15 protein-coding genes and 1 riboswitch are annotated in these 18,449 nt (G+C 42.7%); of the genes, 2 read left to right on the top strand and 13 right to left on the bottom strand.

Annotation, left to right across the window (positions count from 1 at the left end):
- The 3 genes from moaD to moaA form a co-directional block, all read right to left on the bottom strand.
- A complete protein-coding gene (gene moaD / locus AB4128_RS19035; protein WP_055024180.1) occupies window positions 1-249 on the bottom strand; it encodes a molybdopterin synthase sulfur carrier subunit in 249 nt (82 codons plus the stop codon).
- Window positions 250-288: 39 nt separating this feature from the next.
- Window positions 289-771 (bottom strand): cyclic pyranopterin monophosphate synthase MoaC, encoded by a 483-nt coding sequence (moaC, locus tag AB4128_RS19030; protein ID WP_055024179.1) that lies wholly within the window; start codon window positions 769-771, stop codon window positions 289-291.
- A 57-nt stretch (window positions 772-828) separates the two neighbouring features.
- Entirely contained in the window at window positions 829-1,809 is a 981-nt protein-coding gene (moaA, locus tag AB4128_RS19025) for a GTP 3',8-cyclase MoaA (RefSeq protein WP_055024178.1), read from the bottom strand.
- Window positions 1,797-1,930: riboswitch (molybdenum cofactor riboswitch) on the bottom strand. It overlaps the preceding gene by 13 nt.
- A 208-nt stretch (window positions 1,931-2,138) precedes the next feature.
- On the opposite strand from moaA, the gene AB4128_RS19020 reads away from it, so the two are divergent.
- Together AB4128_RS19020 and AB4128_RS19015 are read left to right on the top strand one after the other, a co-directional pair.
- Entirely contained in the window at window positions 2,139-3,788 is a 1,650-nt protein-coding gene (locus AB4128_RS19020) for an electron transfer flavoprotein-ubiquinone oxidoreductase (RefSeq protein ID WP_372038636.1), read from the top strand.
- A 182-nt stretch (window positions 3,789-3,970) separates the two neighbouring features.
- The gene (locus AB4128_RS19015; RefSeq protein WP_055024176.1) at window positions 3,971-5,893 is read left to right on the top strand and encodes a methyl-accepting chemotaxis protein; all 1,923 of its coding nucleotides are present in this window, start codon (window positions 3,971-3,973) and stop codon (window positions 5,891-5,893) included.
- Window positions 5,894-5,973: 80 nt separating this feature from the next.
- Here the strand turns inward: AB4128_RS19015 and AB4128_RS19010 are convergent, their stop codons facing one another.
- The 10 genes from AB4128_RS19010 to fdh3B (AB4128_RS18965) form a co-directional block, all read right to left on the bottom strand.
- On the bottom strand, window positions 5,974-6,681 hold the full coding sequence (locus AB4128_RS19010) for an MOSC domain-containing protein (RefSeq protein ID WP_372038635.1): 708 nt from the start codon (window positions 6,679-6,681) through the stop codon (window positions 5,974-5,976).
- Between the two features lie 29 nt (window positions 6,682-6,710).
- A complete protein-coding gene (locus AB4128_RS19005) occupies window positions 6,711-8,168 on the bottom strand; it encodes a diguanylate cyclase domain-containing protein (protein WP_372038634.1) in 1,458 nt (485 codons plus the stop codon).
- Window positions 8,169-8,570: 402 nt separating this feature from the next.
- A complete protein-coding gene (locus AB4128_RS19000; protein ID WP_119969473.1) occupies window positions 8,571-9,422 on the bottom strand; it encodes a PfkB family carbohydrate kinase in 852 nt (283 codons plus the stop codon).
- Between the two features lie 172 nt (window positions 9,423-9,594).
- Window positions 9,595-10,932 (bottom strand): coproporphyrinogen III oxidase family protein, encoded by a 1,338-nt coding sequence (locus tag AB4128_RS18995; RefSeq protein ID WP_055024173.1) that lies wholly within the window; start codon window positions 10,930-10,932, stop codon window positions 9,595-9,597.
- Between the two features lie 306 nt (window positions 10,933-11,238).
- Entirely contained in the window at window positions 11,239-12,228 is a 990-nt protein-coding gene (locus AB4128_RS18990) for a formate dehydrogenase subunit gamma (RefSeq protein WP_372038632.1), read from the bottom strand.
- 74 nt (window positions 12,229-12,302) lie between these two features.
- Window positions 12,303-12,872 (bottom strand): formate dehydrogenase FDH3 subunit beta, encoded by a 570-nt coding sequence (fdh3B, locus tag AB4128_RS18985; RefSeq protein ID WP_055024171.1) that lies wholly within the window; start codon window positions 12,870-12,872, stop codon window positions 12,303-12,305.
- Between the two features lie 28 nt (window positions 12,873-12,900).
- On the bottom strand, window positions 12,901-15,756 hold the full coding sequence (locus tag AB4128_RS18980; protein WP_055024170.1) for a molybdopterin-dependent oxidoreductase: 2,856 nt from the start codon (window positions 15,754-15,756) through the stop codon (window positions 12,901-12,903).
- A 17-nt stretch (window positions 15,757-15,773) separates the two neighbouring features.
- Entirely contained in the window at window positions 15,774-15,971 is a 198-nt protein-coding gene (locus tag AB4128_RS18975) for a twin-arginine translocation signal domain-containing protein (RefSeq protein WP_055024169.1), read from the bottom strand.
- Window positions 15,972-16,771: 800 nt separating this feature from the next.
- Window positions 16,772-17,782, bottom strand: coding sequence for a formate dehydrogenase subunit gamma (locus AB4128_RS18970; protein WP_055024168.1), 1,011 nt, complete (start codon window positions 17,780-17,782; stop codon window positions 16,772-16,774).
- A 50-nt stretch (window positions 17,783-17,832) separates the two neighbouring features.
- Window positions 17,833-18,429 (bottom strand): formate dehydrogenase FDH3 subunit beta, encoded by a 597-nt coding sequence (gene fdh3B, locus AB4128_RS18965; protein WP_055024167.1) that lies wholly within the window; start codon window positions 18,427-18,429, stop codon window positions 17,833-17,835.
- Window positions 18,430-18,449 lie beyond the last annotated feature (20 nt).

Genomic DNA, 18,449 nt, shown 5'->3' with positions numbered 1-18,449 from the left:
TTAACCGCCTGTCACTGGAGGGAAAAAAGCAACTTCATCACCATCAGCAACCGCAGCATCCCATGCGCTCATGGTTTGATTCACGGCAACAAGTAGTTTGTCTGAAGACAAGACTTTTGCCCATTTCTCATCAGTCGATGCCAATGCTTGGCGTAACTGCTCGGTGTTTGTGATCCCTTCAGCTGAGATTTCTGTTTTGGCTGTACCCAGTAACTCTCTAACTTGTGCAAAAAATAAAACCTGAATCATGACAATGTCTCTTTAAATATTTTGGATGCCAGCGAAAAATTAATCTTCAGCTTGGAAGTGACCTGATTTACCACCACGCTTTTCGAGTAAACGTACTTGGGAAATAATCATGTCTTTTTGAACCGCTTTACACATGTCGTAAATCGTTAACGCCGCCGTTGATGCAGCCGTTAATGCTTCCATCTCAACACCGGTTTTACCAGAAAGTTTACATAAACTGGTAATACGAACGCGGTTGTGTTCCGGTTGAGCTTCTAAGTCCACTTCAACTTTCGTCAACATAAGTGGATGACATAGCGGGATTAAATCTGAGGTTTTTTTAGCAGCTTGAATACCTGCAATACGGGCTGTCGCAAACACATCACCTTTGTGATGGCTGCCACTCATGATCATTTCTAATGTACTTGGCGCCATTTCAATGAATGCTTCAGCACGCGCTTCACGTTCAGTAATGTTTTTCTCTGTCACATCGACCATGTGCGCGTTGCCATCGGCATTGATATGGGTAAAACAATTGCTCATGCTAACTTGCCTTATAAAATCTAGATGTCAGTTAGGGATTGAATTTAGCAACCAAGATTAGCCACCAATTGATGCTAAATGTTTGGTTACGCCTGTTATCCCTTGATGTAAATAATGGGTTTCTTCTTTTTGCGCTAACTGACTGTGTAAACGCTCAATTAACTCTGCTCGTTGAGATTCGTGTTGCAATAAATCTCGTAAGTCCAAACCATTTTCGGTAAATAGACACAAGTGCAATTTACCTTTGGCTGAGACTCGCAGGCGATTACAGCTAGCGCAAAAGTTTTTGGCGTACGGCATAATCAATCCGATACGGCCTTGATAATCTGGATGACTAAAGTTTTGTGCAGGGCCATCATCTACGCTAGGTAAGTCATATAACCAGCCTTCTGACTCAAGTTTTAACTTGATATCAAGGCCAGCTAAATGGTGTGCGTTAAAATAATCATGACCCAAGCCCGTTTCCATGAGTTCAATAAAGCGCAAATCAATCGGTGTGCTCTTGATCCAATGTAAAAAACGTGGCAAATCTTTGTCATTTAAGCCTTTTAACAATACGGCATTAATTTTAATTCGCTCAAATCCAGCATCCAATGCAGCATCGATTCCGCGCATGACCTCATCAAATTTGTTTTCACCAGTAATTTGGTAAAACATCTTAGGATCAAGACTATCAACTGAAACATTAATGCGTCGCAAGCCTGCGTCGTACCATTCTTTAGCATGTTTTTCGAGACGATAACCGTTGGTTGTCATTGCGACAGTATTAATGTTGTCATTGTCGGCAACAATACGAACGATATCGGTAAAATCTTTTCTTAGTGTCGGCTCACCACCGGTAATGCGGATTTTTTGCGTACCTACCTCGCCAAACGCTGCCACTAAATTTTCTATTTCATTTAGCGCAAGGAACTTAGGCTTGCCATCAGGCTTGTAGCCATCAGGGAGGCAATAGGTACATTTGAAATTACAAACGTCAGTGACTGACATCCGCAGATAGTGAAATCTTCGACCAAAGCTGTCTTGTAGTTGGGACATGTTAACCTTTCCAAGTGTGGGAGGTAAGCGCATTTCTTTACTCACCCCGGTGGCATTATTACCACGGCTAAATACCCGTATCTGTGGACGTAGGATATAGAGCTCGGAGAACCGTCAACCTTGATTATAGGCCTAAAATCACTCGGATCAGTACCTTTTTATGACAATTTGTCCCAGTTTGAGCAAAATCTGTAAAGATTTGCGAGCTAGCTCACGAGCTCAAAATCACAGTTGCTACTGTGACCTAAGTCATTTTTGAGGTAAGGTGAGTAAAACAAAAAAACAACAAACCCGCCATAAACCGGGAAACGAAGATCAAAGGTGAGATGATGGAACGCGAATCTATGGAATTCGATGTAGTAATAGTCGGTGCAGGACCTGCCGGACTCGCTACTGCATGTCGATTAATGCAAATATCACAAGATGCAGATAAAGAAATGACCGTCTGTGTGGTTGAAAAAGGCTCTGAGGTTGGAGCGCACATCTTATCAGGTGCGGTTTTCGAACCTAAAGTATTGGATGAATTGTTCACAGATTGGCGAGAATCCGATATCCCTTTGAATACCAAAGTGACTCACGACGAGATTTATTTACTTAGCTCAGAATCAAACTCCAAGTTAATGTCGAACAGCTTAGTGCCTAAAACCATGCATAATGAAGGCAACTATATTATCAGCGTCGGGAACTTAACCCGCTGGTTAGCTGAAAAAGCTGAAGGCTTAGGCGTTGAAATTTTCCCAGGATTTGCTGCAAGTGAAGTGCTGTTTAATCAAGATAACAGCGTAAAAGGCATTTTAATTGGCGATATGGGCGTCGGCGCTAACGGCGAAGAAAAAGACAGCTATATGCCAGGTATGGAATTACATGCCAATTACACCGTCTTTTCTGAAGGTTGTCGAGGCCACCTAGGTAAAGAGCTAATCGCAAAATATCACCTTGATAACGGAAAGACCCCGCAGCATTATGGTTTAGGTTTTAAAGAAATCTGGAAAATTCCTGCCGAGCAACATCAAGAAGGTAAAGTTGTCCATACTGGTGGCTGGCCATTAAACCAAGGTACTTCAGGTGGCGGATTCCTATACCACATGGAAGACAACCAAGTTGCGGTAGGGTTAATCATCGACTTAAACTACAAGAACCCTCACGTCAGTCCATTTGACGAGTTCCAACGTTATAAGCAGCACCCTGTGATCAGCCAAACACTGACAGGTGGTGAACGCTTAACCTACGGCGCGCGCGCAATCGCAAAAGGCGGCTTAAACTCACTACCAAAAATGAGCTTCCCTGGTGGTCTTCTGATTGGCTGTGATGCTGGCACCTTGAACTTTGCCAAAATTAAAGGCACTCACACTGCAATGAAGAGCGGTATTGTGGCAGCCGAAACCTTAGGTGAAGCCTTAATGGCTGGTGTTGAAGCGGGTAAGGATCTTGATTGTTTCCAAACTCGTATCGAACAAAGCTGGTTACACGAAGAGTTATTCCAATCACGTAACTTTGGCCCTGCTCTGCATAAGTTTGGCACTTATTTGGGTGGCGCATTTAACTTTATCGATCAAAACTGGTTTGGCGGCAAGTTCCCAATCACCTTGCGAGATGAAACCCCAGATCATGCAGAAATGGGCTTAGCGAAAGACTTTACTCCTATAGAGTATCCAAAACCGGATGGTAAATTAAGCTTTGATAAACTGTCTTCTGTTTATCTTTCAAATACCTATCATGAGGAAGATCAGAAGTGTCATTTGCAACTTAAAGATGCCTCAATTCCTATCGCGGTAAACTTAATAAAATACAACGAACCAGCGCAACGATATTGCCCTGCTGGCGTGTATGAAGTCGTCGCTGAAGGTCCTGAAAACAAGTTTGTGATTAATGCGCAAAACTGTATCCACTGTAAAACCTGTGACATTAAAGACCCAAGCCAAAATATCACTTGGGTCACCCCAGAAGGCGGCGGTGGTCCAAACTATCCAAATATGTAGTTGATATCCTTACTATCACTTAAGCAAAATTGTCACTTCAACAAAACGCACTATTAATTGGTGCGTTTTTTTATTGTATAAATAACCTATTACCGCAAAATTAGCTCAAGACCACATAAAACCTATTTAATTATTCCGCAAATTGCCGATATTAAACATATCGAACTAATTAGGTTGTCCGAATGAATCAGCTAAAACATCTATCCATTAAACAAAAAATCTTATTCTCGATGATCTTTGGCGTGGTGTTTTCAACCATGCTAGTGGGAGTATTGAGCCAGCGTAGCGCGAAAGTCGTTGTTGAGCAGCGTATGATTGATTCAGAACTGCCGAGCTTATTGATGCAAATACGTCATAAATTAGAGCTTGATATTAACAACTTGCTCAATGCCGCAGAACAACTGGCAAAAAGCCGAATGCTACTGGATTGGGTAGAGCAAGGTCGTCCCAATGATAGAGAAGACGATGTGATTGCCCAGTTAGGTGATATACAAGCACAGTATCAGTTAGTACAAGCCTCCTACGCGGACCGTGAAACAGCAGCTTATTACACTCAAGATGGTTTTCTTCGCGTTCTTAATCCGCAGCAAGATAGTTGGTTTTTCGACTATCTCAATAGCGGACAGGAGCGAATGCTGAATGTCTTTACTGAAACAACTGGCGAAGTAAAACTGTTTATCAACTATCAGCAACCTAATGGCCGAGGGTTAGTCGGTTTAGCTAAATCTCTTGATGATATGGTGCAACAACTTGCTTCATTCAAGATTGAAGATAGTGGCTTTGTTTATCTTGTTGACGCATCAGGTAGCGTGAAACTTCACCCAGATCCGAACCAGATAGGTAAAGCCAATTTAAGTGGGTTTTATTCTGGCACCAATAGCCAATCTTTATTAGCTAAAAATGACTTTAACTTAATGCGCATTGAGGTTAATGGTGAAAGTAAAATGGTGGCAAGTAGTTATATTCCTGCTATGGACTGGTACTTAGTTGCGGAAGTGCCTGAGTCTGAGATTTTTGCCCTACTCGATAAAGCCGTGTACCAAATCATACTTGGCACCATCATTATCGCGGTGTTCTTTATTATCGTAGCAAGTGCTGTTGCTTCTTCAGTGAGCCGCCCTATTGCTAAGGTTGCCGAACTGTTTAAAGATATTGGCGAAGGTGAAGGTGATTTACGTCAACGTCTTCCAGTTGAAGGTCATGATGAACTGGCTCAGCTGGCAAAAGGATTTAATAGCTTTATCACGAAAATTCAAGAATCCGTCATTGAAGTGGCTAGAACCAGTGAACAACTGAGTTTATCCGCCAAAGATGTTTCAGCCCAAGCAAACCAAACTTTAGATGACAGCCAGCAGCAAAAAGATAGAACCATTATGGTTGTCACCGCCATTAATGAAATGGGAGCAACGGTCAATGAAATTGCCAGTAATGCAGCCCAAGCAGCGGTTACGGCTAAAGAAGCAGATACCGAATCCTCTGATGGACAGCAAGTGGTAATGAGTGCAAGGAGCACCATTAATCAACTTTCAAATGACGTAGAACAGGTCGGTGAAGTGATTGAGTCGTTGGCGACTCACACTAAGTCTATTGGCGGTATCTTAGATGTGATCCGCGCTATTTCAGAGCAAACCAACTTACTGGCACTCAACGCTGCTATTGAAGCTGCACGTGCTGGAGAAGCTGGTAGAGGGTTCGCAGTGGTTGCTGATGAAGTTAGAAGCCTTGCTTCACGTACAGCGGATTCAACTAACGAAGTGCAAACCATGATTGATAAATTACAATCTGAAGCCAGCCGTGCTGTTGTTGCAATGGAAACATCTCGTAATCGTTCTCAAGAAGGCGTTAACGCTGTGGATGAAGCGAGCCAATCACTTAGCGGTATTAGCCAGCAAATTGCGTCAATCAGTGATATGAACATTCAAGTGGCAGCGGCAACAGAAGAGCAATCTACCGTTGTCGAAGACATTAATCGTAATGTCACTGAAATCAACGATATTACTCAGCGCACAGCTGATACAGCCAAGGCCGCAGCCCAAGCCAGTGAATCACTGAATAGCTTAGCAAGTCGACTCGATGTGTTAGTAGCCCGATTTAAAATTGAATAAACGGATGCTTTAATCAGAGACTAAAAACGCACTATACTGTGCGTTTTTTATTGCGACTTAATTGATGAGCAAGTTAAGATTTACTCAACAGGCTCACCTTCTGGGCCATATAAACGATACTGCCAATTCTCAATGGTTTGAGTATCGATACGCTTTTGCATACTGGTAACCCAATTACTAGCCAGTCCTTCACATTGCATCAGCAGTTGATATTGCTCGGCATCGACTTCTGGTAAGAAATAGATTTTCATTGCTTGCGCAACACTGATATCAGATTTACGCTCAATGAGTACGATGCTATCGTTAGCGTTAATCTCACCAGCTTGTAATACCCGATAAAACCAACCACACATGCGACTCTCTTGCATGGCGAGAGCAAATTTAGGATGGCCGAATTGCTGATTTAGCTTAAAGCAAGGTGAGCGTGGTTGCGTCACTTGCAACAGTACTTCGCCAATTTGAATAATATCGCCAATATTAACCTGAGACTCATCGAGTCCGACGGTACTAATATTTTCACCCATCGCTGGCACGTCTTTATGATTGCTGATGAGATCCCAGCGACGATATTGCCCATAATGTTCTCGAGGGAAATGATGTAATACTCGCTCTTCGCCACCATGATGAATCGGATCCGCTTGAGCATCTCCCTCAACTTGGTGTTGATTAACCTTCAGCACTTGCATGGGCAATTTGTTGTTCATCCCACTGTCGATACTGCCTAAAGAATTAATTTTATCCCCACAAAATAATCCTGATATTTTGCTTGCTAACACATGGCCTGCCATGACTACTCTCTCATTGTTAAAGCGCTACTTTAATAAGATAAAACCACCTGATTTCGACCTTGTGCTTTCGCTTGGTAAAGGGCGATATCAGCGCGATTTACTAACTCTTCTGGTTTTTCTGTCTTGCGATGTTCAGCTACCCCACAACTTAAGGTGACACTAATTTTACTCCCATTAACCTTGATGCTTTTCGCTGCGACTGACTCTCGCATTTTTTCAGCCAACTCATTAGCTTGACTGATATTGGTATTAGCCAATAAAACTAAAAACTCTTCGCCGCCCCAGCGACATAACAAGTCGGCATCTGTTAAATGGGATTTAAGCACATTCGCTGCAGATTGAATGACAAGATCGCCAATGTTATGACCATATTGATCATTCACTTGTTTAAAGTGGTCAATATCGAGGATCAGCACTGACATAACTGTGCCATCTACCACTGAGCGAGATAGCGCCTGAGCAAAGTAATCTTCAAAGACTTGTCGATTGGCTGCACCAGTTAACTTGTCTGTGGATGCCATTAACTCTAACTTTCGCTGATATTTACCTATCGTCATATTGGCAATAAACAATATCCCTAAGGTCACAACCAAACTCAAACCAATATTAATCCAAAACGTCGTTAGTAGTTTTTTCTCTGCTTGCACTTCGTCTTGCTCTACCATCAAGTACCATTTGAACTCTTCAACTAAGCGGCTGTTTAAGTAAATCGTTCTGTTATCTCTATGGTAAGAAAATGATGCACTAGGACTGGTGAGAATTCGAGTCGCCAGCTTTTCTAGCCCTGCACTACTCTGTAATGTGGTAGCACCTTCAAATCCACTGCTGTGCAGCTTAATATTGCCCTGCCTATCGGAAAAATATACTCGGCGGTTATAACGTGTTTGGTACAGATCTATCAGTTTTTTAACTCGCTCAACGGCAAGTCCGACTCCAGTAACACCGATAAAGTTACCCTCAAAATCATAAACTTTGTAGTTTACATAAATCACGGTACGATTTTTATCAGCAGTATCGGTATCAATATTAACTTCGTAGTCTTCATCTTGCGGCAAAGAGCGCACTCGAAAATACCATGCATCGTCATTAGAGACGTCTTCTATTTTTCTCAGAACCCCTGAAGAATGATAATAATTTCGGCTCGCTTCTGATACAAAAAAACTGGTCACTGTATCGTATTTGTTTTGAATTTCTCTCAGGTAGCGCACTAGCTTTTCAGGTTGCTGCTCATCATTAATCGTCCAATCACGGACAAAGGTGTCTTGAGCCATCAAAGATGAAATAAAGATAGGGCGTAATAAATCTTGCTGAATTTCGGAATAGATATTGTCACTGGTCAGTGGCAATGTGTTGTCTTCAATCTGTTCGCTTAACGAGTCATGTGCAACTTGATAGCTAATACTGCTTGTTACTATAAATGCAGCCAAAAGTAGAATGGATAATATCCAGATAAAACGTTTTTTATCGTTCCAAACTTTATTTCCCATAATGCCCCTAATAACTTCATCGCGCATAAATTCAGGCGAACCCCAGAGAACGGGTTCCTGCGAATATGTTAACTCAATGTAAATACTAACTGAAAAGCCTAAGTGACGCACCGATTTTCCAATTAGTTTTCAATTTGCTAACCGCACTCAATTCGTCAGCGACAAAAATGAATAAAAAAAGCCCTGCAAATGGGGGAATGCAGGGCCGTAAGATCAAACAGAATAAATAGGGTTGTAATTAACTTCCAGGAAGTAGGAAGAGTACAGCTAAAACGCAATCTCCGATGAAAAAGACTAAGCTTTCAACAAATTACGGCGAAAGTATAATCTTGCAATATGACAGATTAGCGACACAAAAATGACGAAACGATGAAGCTGAATGTGTACGGCCTAGGCCCGCCTCTACTCAGATTCTGGCGCAGTTAAATAGTGTTGCAAGCACTGTCCTGGTACTGAACTAGGGGTCGCAACCGCGAATGCTGCCCAACGAGCCCCTTCTTCCATCGCTTCTTTGATACCTCTTTGCTGACACAAGTAATGGATCAGTCCTGCAGCGTAGGCATCGCCAGCACCTGTTGTATCAACAACCTCAGCTAATACTGCAGGCACATGCACTTGTGCGTCTTTACTATAAGCGACTGCACCATTTTCACCATCTGTGACCACAAAGTAACGTAAAGACTCACCAGCAATTTGCTCTGCAAACTCCCATTTATCTCCAATACAACGACCTTGCATATCAGTGATTGAAGCAATAAGCACATGACAAGGACGAACGCGTTCATCTTTGGCTAATTGAGAGACGACAAGGCAATCGTTTAACGCCGAAGTCGTCCAGCCACTAATGCCTTTTGCTGATGAATTAGTATATAGCGCATCAAACTGCTGCCATTTCGGCGGAGAGGGTAATTCAAAAACTGGCCGTTGTGGGCGAATGATTGTGCGCTCGCCATCAGGCGTCATGACCAACAACATTTCACATGTGGTTCCTTCAAAACGCTCGACAAGCCGACAATCCAACCCTTGAGTACTGGCTTGCGCCAATATCCAGTTACCCACCTTATCATTACCCACTTGGCTCACTAAAGACACCGAATGCCCTGCCCATACCAAGCCGATGCCTGTATTGGCACCGCCGCCGCCCAAACGTGAGCCGCCGTCTTGATAATGAAAGCGACCACCTGTTTGCAGTGGTTTATCAAGCTGCAGAAGTCGGTCACAATTGATATTGGCAAGGAGTAATATATTAGCCATAGCGCTCTCTGTCTGAATTATTCAATCGCAATAAAACCATCTCAGTGGAACCACAGTCATTTGAGTGATATCAAAATCAGTATACTGCAAAAACAAAAAAGGCAGTGAAGATTATCACTGCCTTTAATTTCACGATATTTACTAGACGATATCAGCTGACTATAGCGTAAGCTTACATGTCTTCTGGTCTGAGTGGTTTGCGTAATTGTGCACGGACATTATCCATACCAGAGTAAAACTCTTTCATCATCAGCAAGCCCATCATTTTACCATTATCGGTCCAAATCAAATTATCTGGATCGTTCGGGTCATTTTTAATTGCGCCAATCGCTTTCATTGAAGCCATTTCTTTAAACAAGGCAGTGTCTAAATTCACACCAAAGGTTTCACGGAAATATTTACGTGATAAACGGCCTGAGAACATACCTAATAAGAAGCGATATTGCATGACTTCTTTTTTGCCGTATTGCTTTTGTTGCTCAACGCCCATCAGGCCGTTCTCAACACGCTCTTGATACTTTTTCAGCGAGAAAGTATTCACGTATAAGGTGTCATCCAAGAAGCTGAAAGAGCCTGAACCAACCCCTAGGTACTCATCATAATCAATAACATACTCATCAAAGCCTTCGTTGTTGGCTTTACCAAATGCCCAACCTGAAAGTTGCGTATATTGACCGTTTAAGCTGTTAAGGATTTGACGATATTGACGGGCCATATCACCGTGCGGCGCAGCCAGTTTACCCTTGACGCTTTTACGTGTTTGGTGAGTAATCATCAATGGATAAGTAGTAATTTGGCGTGGGTCTAATTTAGATGCCATATCCAAATCATGCTGGATGATTTCATCTGTTTGACCACGGAAACCGAAAATCAAATCGACATTAATGATAGGGAATAGCTCTTTAGCCGCCATGATTTTATCGAACGTCTGCTGACCAGTACCAAACTTTTCAATTCGGTCTGTCATGGTCAAGATATCATCATTAAAGCTTTGTACACCAATAGACATACGGTCGACTAAGCCTTCTAACTGCTTGAAGCCTTCGCTATCGAGATGCTGAGGATCGGATTCACACGATACCTCTTTAATATTTGGGAATAAGGTTTTTGCATGTTCAATGGTACGTGCTAACTCATCTTCTAATACCGTGGTAGTCCCACCACCGATATACATAGATTCAAAGTCATAACCTAAATTTTTCACCATATCCATTTCTTTACGTAAAGAAACAAAATAGCGACGGGCTTTGTCTTCTTTAAATAAGAAACGGTGGAAAGTACAGTAAGAACACAAGGTATGACAAAAAGGCACATGCGCATAGAGCATGTACTTTTTACCTTCAACTGGCTTTGGCATCATTTCAGCAGATACAGTGTCCAATCGTAAATTACGATCAACATAAAACTGCATCACTTTCTCCATCGCACTGATCATCCAGTCTGGCGTGGTAATGTTCGCTTGATAAGGCGACTGAATAATGGTGTCTGATGGTTTAATTATTGATGACATAGCATTTCCTACCTTAAGAATGAGCAGACTCGCAGCTCATAGCTGCAGTGTGAGTAGAATACTCTTAAATCACTGACCTTTGTGTGAACTATCTATAACTTAACGTTGAATAACAAGCCAAGGAGTTAATTTTTACCAAGGAGATCACAGATTAGCACCTGGTAAATAATTAATCACTAATAAACAATATCACTATGTTAATTATAAGAAATATCTATGTTTAAATTTTGATCTATCAAAGTCAGATACAAAAATACCCTCAAAAGCGATGCCATTGAGGGTATTTTTCCTTAAATTCCAAGACGACTAGTCTCTGTATTTAAGCTCGCCTTTTTCTTTGATTTCATCATACCAAAGGTTGTGATGCTGCTTAGCCCACTGCTCATCACAGTAACCAGACACCATACAATCCATACCACCTTCAGACATAGCTGTTGCCATGAAGATGTGAACGATAGAGAAAGCACAGATAATAATTGCACTCACTGAGTGAACAACAAGAGCAAGTAAGCTTAGGTTACGGCTTGGTTCAAATAAGTTCGGGAACAGTAATAACATTCCTGATACTGAGATGAATAGACCAAATAGAGCAAATGCCCAGAACCATAGTTTTTCACCTGCGTTAGCAAAGCCAGCGTCAGGGTGCTTACCTTTAAATGGACCGAAGTTAATGTAACCACCAACAACCATCATCCACTTAAGATCGTACATCTTAGGCATTTGGTTTTTAGCCCAAAGAACAACCATTAACGCCCAACCCAACATGAATGGGATAGCCATGTAATCATGGATTTCTTTAGACAAATATACCATGCTAGACCACATTCCTTCACCGATATACGGTTGGAAGAAGAAACGGCCAGCCAATAGCACTAAACCTGTCAAAATCAATAACATACATGGAATCGCACCAAGCCAATGTATTGATACGTCAAATTTAGACCAGCGATACACCATCTTACCGGTGAAACCACCGTGTAATTTTGAAATACCGTTTATTTTGATAAACAGTAAGAAGATGATGATCATACCAAATAGCGCAGCCAATAACGCTGGCGCTAATAAGTCACTACGAAGTTCGAATACACGTAAATCATAAGTATTGATTGGTTGTGCATGGAACTCACTTGTCGATGTGGTACGTCCCTCTACACCGTCTTTAAGCTGTGCCCATAATTGCGCATTGCCATCTTGAACGGTAAGAGATTCTTCACCACTTCCACTAGCGTGTGCGAATGTCATAACACTGAACATCAATGCGATAACAACGCCAATTTGTTTGAACCACTTGTTCATATTACATCCTCTATGCTATTTGATGCCTAGGTTGCCCTAGGCATCATAGCTAAGCTGACTAACACGTCTGGAGATTAACCCCAAACACCTTTGTTAGCTCCGCGGTAAGCAACACGCTCACGGAAGATAGCAGAAACAATTTCTGCATCACCAGCAAGAAGAGACTTAGTTGCACAAAGCTCAGCACACATTGGAAGTTTACCTTCAGCAACACGGTTAGCACCGTACTTCTCACGTTCAGCATGAGAATGATCTTCTTCAGGGCCACCTGCGCAGAAAGTACACTTGTCCATCTTGCCACGGCTGCCGAAAGCGCCTGACTGAGGGAACTGTGGAGCACCGAAAGGACATGCATATAAACAGTAACCACAACCGATACAAGTATCTTTGTCGTGAAGCACAATGCCGTCTTCTGTTTTGTAGAAACAGTCTGCAGGACATACTGCCATACAAGGTGCATCACTACAGTGCATACATGCTACTGAGATAGACGCTTCACCACGCTCACCATCATTGATAGTTACTACGCGACGACGTTGAATACCCCACTCTAAAGCAGAGTCGTTTTCGTTTTTACAAGCTGTGACACAACCATTACATTCAATGCAGCGCTTGGTATCACATAAAAATTTCATTGTAGCCATTTGGCAATTCTCCTAGCTTAAGCTGCAATTACGCTTTTTCAATTTGACAAAGCGACGCTTTGGTTTCCTGCATTTGTGTTACAGGGTCATAACCATAGGTCAGTGCAGTGTTAGCTGATTCACCTAGTACGTAAGGAACAGTGCCTTCTGGGTAGTTAGGTGCAAGGCTTTCACCGTGCATTTCACCCGCGAAGTGGTATGGCATCCAAGTAACACCAGGCTTAACGCGTGGAGTAACCATTGCTTTAATCTTGATGCGTCCGCCTTCAGCACCTTCTAACCACACTGTATCGCCATCACGTAGACCACGATCTGCAGCATCAGCAGGGTTGATTTCAACAAACATTTCTTGTTGAAGTTCTGCTAACCAAGGGTTAGAACGAGACTCTTCACCACCACCTTCGTACTCAACAAGACGACCAGATGTTAGCGCAAGTGGGTACTTAGCACTGTTGTCGTTGTCTTGAATTGTTTTGTACAGCGTAGGTAAACGGTGTACTTGCATATCTGCGTACGTTGGGTACTTAGATACTAAGTCACGACGAGGCGTGTATAACGGCTCACGGTGAACAGGTACTTGGTCAGGGAATGTCCAAACAATACAACGAGCTTTAGCGTTACCGTAAGGGATACAGCCGTGCTTCATTGCAACGCGTTGGATACCACCAGAGATATCAGTCTTCCAGTTTTTACCTTCAGCGTGAACTTTCTCTTCAGCAGTTAGTTCATCGAACCAGCCAAGCTGTTTAAGCATGTCTGCAGTGAACTCTGGGTAACCATCTGTGATTTCAGCGCCTTTAGAGAAGCTGCCTTCAGCAAGAAGGTTCTTACCTTTGTATTCGATACCGTAGCGTGCACGGAAGTTACCGCCGCCTTCTAACACGTGTTTGTGCGTGTTATATAGGATTTGAGTACCAGGGTGCTTCTGCTCTGGAGTACCCCAACAAGGCCAAGGTAAACCGTAAGTTTCGCCTTTAGCAGGTCCGCCAGCAGCTTCAAGTGTCTTGTTGCTGAACGTGCCCCAGTTTTGAGTGTGCTCTTTGATACGCTCAGGGCTTTGACCTGACATACCAATTGTCCACATACCGCGGTTAATTTCGCGAGTGATGTCTTCAATAACTAGAATGTCATTTGCATCTTTAGCGATACGCTTAGTGTACTGTTCAGCAAAACCAAGTTTTTGAGATAGACGGTACATGATCTCAAGGTCAGTTTTTGATTCAAATAATGGCTCAACAACTTTTTCACGCCATTGTTGTGAACGACCAGAGTTAGATACTGAACCTTCAGTTTCAAACTGAGTACAAGCTGGAAGCAAGTAAACGCCGTTTTGACGACGGTGCATAACACCAGCCATAGTTGGGAAAGGATCCACAACAACAACAGTGTCCATCTTGTCTAGTGCTTCACGAACATCATCTTGACGAGTTTCAGTGTTAACTGATTGACCCCAGAAGAAGCCCATGCGTACACGGTCTTTTTGCGCTAATTTTTCAGGTGTTTCTAAAACACCGTCATGCCAGCGTGAACAAGGAATACCAGGAGTATTCATTGGCACACGGCCAAGGTATTCATTTTGGTCGAAACGGCTAGAAACCCAATTTCTGTCGAGGTCCCAAACGTTTGTCCAGTGATCCCATGCGCCAGAAGTCAGGCCGTAGTAACCAGGTAAGTTATCAAATAATAAACCTAAGTCAGTTGCGCCTTGAACATTATCGTGACCACGGAAAATGTTTGTTCCGCCGCCTTTAACACCCATGTTACCTAGTGCTAATTGAAGGATACAGTAAGCACGAGTGTTCGCATTACCGACGTGATGCTGAGTACCACCCATACACCAAACAACAGTACCTGGACGGTTATCTGCCATCATTTTCGCAGCTTGGTAAACTTCTTCTTCACTACAACCAGTGATGTCTGCAACTTCTTTCGGTGGGAACTTCTTCACTTCTTCGCGAATAGTTTCCATTTCGAAAACACGTTCTTGGATGAACGCTTTGTCTTCCCAACCGTTTTCGAAGATGTGCCAAAGCATACCGTAGATGAATGGGATATCAGTACCTGGACGCAATGCACAGTGAAGATCTGAATGTGCAGCAGTACGTGAGAAACGAGGGTCAACAACGATAATCTTAGCGTTGTTTTTCTCTTTCGCGATTAAGATATGCTGCATTGCAACTGGATGCGCTTCAGCCGGGTTTGCACCGATGAAGAAGATTGCATTTGCATTCTGGATATCGTTGAAAGAGTTAGTTTGCGCACCGTAGCCCCAAGTGTTAGCAACACCAGCTACCGTGGTAGAGTGACAAATACGTGCAGAGTGGTCTACGTTGTTCGTGCCCCACATTGCCGCAAATTTACGATACATGTAGCAGCCTTCGTTCGAGAACTTAGCACTACCCATAAAGTAAACTGAATCAGGACCTGACTCTTCACGAATATCAAGCATTTTGTCGCCGACTTCGTTGTAAGCTTGTTCCCAAGATAATTTCTTCCACTTGCCATCAACAAGTTTCATTGGGTACTTAAGACGCTTTTCACCGTGACCATGTTCACGTAAAGCAGCACCTTTAGCACAGTGACCACCAGCGTTGAATGGGTGATCGAATGCAGGCTCTTGACCTGTCCAAACGCCATTTTGTACTTCAGCGTATAAACCACAACCAACAGCACATGCAGAACATACAGTACGTTTGATTTCAGTTGGCGCATCATGAGGTACATCATGAGCTTCTGCTCTACGCATCATGCCAGTGCCCATTAGTGAAGCAGCGGCGATACCACCAGTAGCAATACCTGCATTCTTCATAAATTGACGACGGTTGATACCGAGCGACTTGGTAGCAGCTTTAGGAGCTGCGGTAGACTTGCGAGTTAACTTCATCGCTTATTTCTCCTGAATTAGCCGCGTAAGCTATCGTAGTAGCTACGAATATGCGCAGTTTCTTTGTAACCGTTAGAATCTTTCTTGCTAACGTTACTCTCGGTTGCTTGAGCCACACTCACACCAGTTACGGCGATGGCTGCTGATGCAGCGCTACCTACGGTGATGGCTTTCAGCAAAGATCTGCGATTCAGATCAGGCTGTTGCTTCTTCATCTTTACTCCCGGTTTAAATCACACCAACTCTGTGGTTGATGCCCTTGTAGGCCTTTACGGTCACTAAACACCATTTGTAAACAAATGGTTAACTAAGTAGGCCAGAAAGGTAAAAACACTTCTAAATGAATAATATCCACAAATTTACGTGGCTAATATATAGAGAGATAACGAAGAAAAAATTGATCTAGCACCTGTTCATATTCCAAAAAAAGACACTGAAAGTAGAAAGCGTTAACTAGGTCAAATTTTTATCATGAGCATTATGGAAGACATCTAGAACGGGGTAAAAAACAGCCAACAACAAATGTTAAAAAAATTAACATAGTGACTGATTTATAAAGAAATAATCTCACTTTGGTATTGAGAATTCTTATTATTTACTTATAGCTATTTGAGCTTAAAAGCTTATTCAATAGTCTTTTTAGCTATGAAGGAATATGACCAGGTGGAATTGATAAATGTTGATGACATCATTAACAATCACATCACCTTCTCTCTTATTACAACCGATTTTACCGGTGTGAAAAACAAGAGGCTGACAACCAATTAATCCACTTTCTTCATCGTCCAGCCAAAACGGTAAACAGGAGCTCCAACACGATGCAGCAACAAGGTAATCAGACTGATTTTTTACAAACAGAAATTGGCAAGATTATTGAGTGAATGACAGGAATAACGACTGACATTATTTACAATTTTGATACGTCAGCAGCTTATTTTATATCAATCCAATAAAAACGCCCCAAAGCAATGTGTCTTTGAGGCGTTTTACTCGCTTAGTTATTTACTAATGAGCTTTAGTCTTGATATTTCAACGTACCGTTGGCTTTAATCTCATCGTACCAAAGGTTGTGATGCTGGATTGCCCAGTTTTCATCACAGTAGCCTGAAATCATAGATTCCAAACCGCCTTCACTTAATGCCGTTGCCATCCAAATATGCACAATCGTAAATGCAATTAAGATCGCCGCGCTCACTCCGTGAACCAGTAACGCAACCATAGACGCTTCACGTGGTAAGTCTAAACCAGGTAGCACTAACATCATGCCAGAAACACTGATAAATAGACCAAAGAAGACTAATGTCCAAAACCACATTTTCTCACCAGCGTTAGCAAAACCACTGTCTGGATGCTTACCTTTAAATGGACCGAAGTTGATATAACCACCTACAACTAAGAACCATTTAATGTCATACATCTTGATGGTTTGTAATGGCATCCACTTAACGATACACATAAGCCAAGACACGATAAATACTGGACCAACCCAATCATGCACTAGCTTACAAAAGGCAATAATACCAGCCCAAATGCTATTACTAACGTACGGTTGAATCGCAAATTTACCCAGTAAAATCACTAAGCCTGTCAGCATTAAGATTAAACACGCAATGGCCATAATCCAATGCAGCCAAATGTCTGCCTTCGACCAGCGCTCGACCATTTTGCCAGAGAAACCTTTGCTTAATCTTGCTGGACCATTAACAAAGTAAAAGATTAAGAAAGCACCAAATACACCCACCAACGCAAGCGCTACTGCTGGTGTAATATACTTATCTCTTAGTAATCTTCCTTCGTTGCCGCCAACATTAATTAGCACCCCAGGTTCGATACCTTGAGCTGTGGTAAAGCCTGAGTCACCGGCCTTAACTGCTCGCCATAAATCTGCTGGGTTTTCTTTCCCTGCCTGCTGCTTACTTGATTGTTCATCTGCCGCTAACGTTGTGGTCGCAAAACCCAACCCCATCACCAGAACTAACAGAGCAAATAAGCTACGCAGTGATTTGTTTAACTGATTGTTTAACATTGTCACTCCTTGCTTGGTTACGGACCACTGTCCGTAACCATTTGCACTGCCTAAACCATATCACCCGTTTTAGGATCGTAGCCCCAAATAGTATTTGGGTTGCCACGTTTTGCCATACGTTCACGGTAAATGGTAGATACAATTTCAGCATCACCAGCAAGCAAGGCTTTGGTTGAACAAAGCTCCGCACACATAGGTAATTTGCCTTCAGCAATACGGTTTGCACCGTACTTCTTGCGTTCAGCTTCTGAATGGTTCTCTTCTGGGCCACCGGCACAGAAAGTACACTTATCCATTTTGCCTCGGCTGCCGTATGCAGTCTTTTTAGGGAACTGCGGCGCACCGAAAGGACAAGCATAGAAGCAATAACCACAACCAATACATGTATCTTTGTCGTGCAAAATTAGACCGTCTTCGGTTTGATAGAAACAATCCGCCGGACAAACGGCCATACAAGGTGCATCGGTACAGTGCATACATGCCACTGAGATTGATGCTTCGCCTGGTTCACCATCATTGATAGTGACTACACGGCGACGTTGAATTCCCCACTCTAGAGCGGAATCGTTTTCGTTCTTACAAGCTGTGACGCAACCGTTACACTCGATGCAGCGTTTGGTGTCACACAAAAATTTCATGACTGCCATAATGGCTTATCTCCTCATCA

Origin of the sequence: Shewanella sp. 10N.286.52.A9, assembly GCF_041468985.1 — a bacterium.
Classification (GTDB): domain Bacteria; phylum Pseudomonadota; class Gammaproteobacteria; order Enterobacterales; family Shewanellaceae; genus Shewanella; species Shewanella japonica.
Note: the sequence above shows the minus strand (reverse complement) of the source record. Positions and strands in the feature narration are given on the sequence as shown.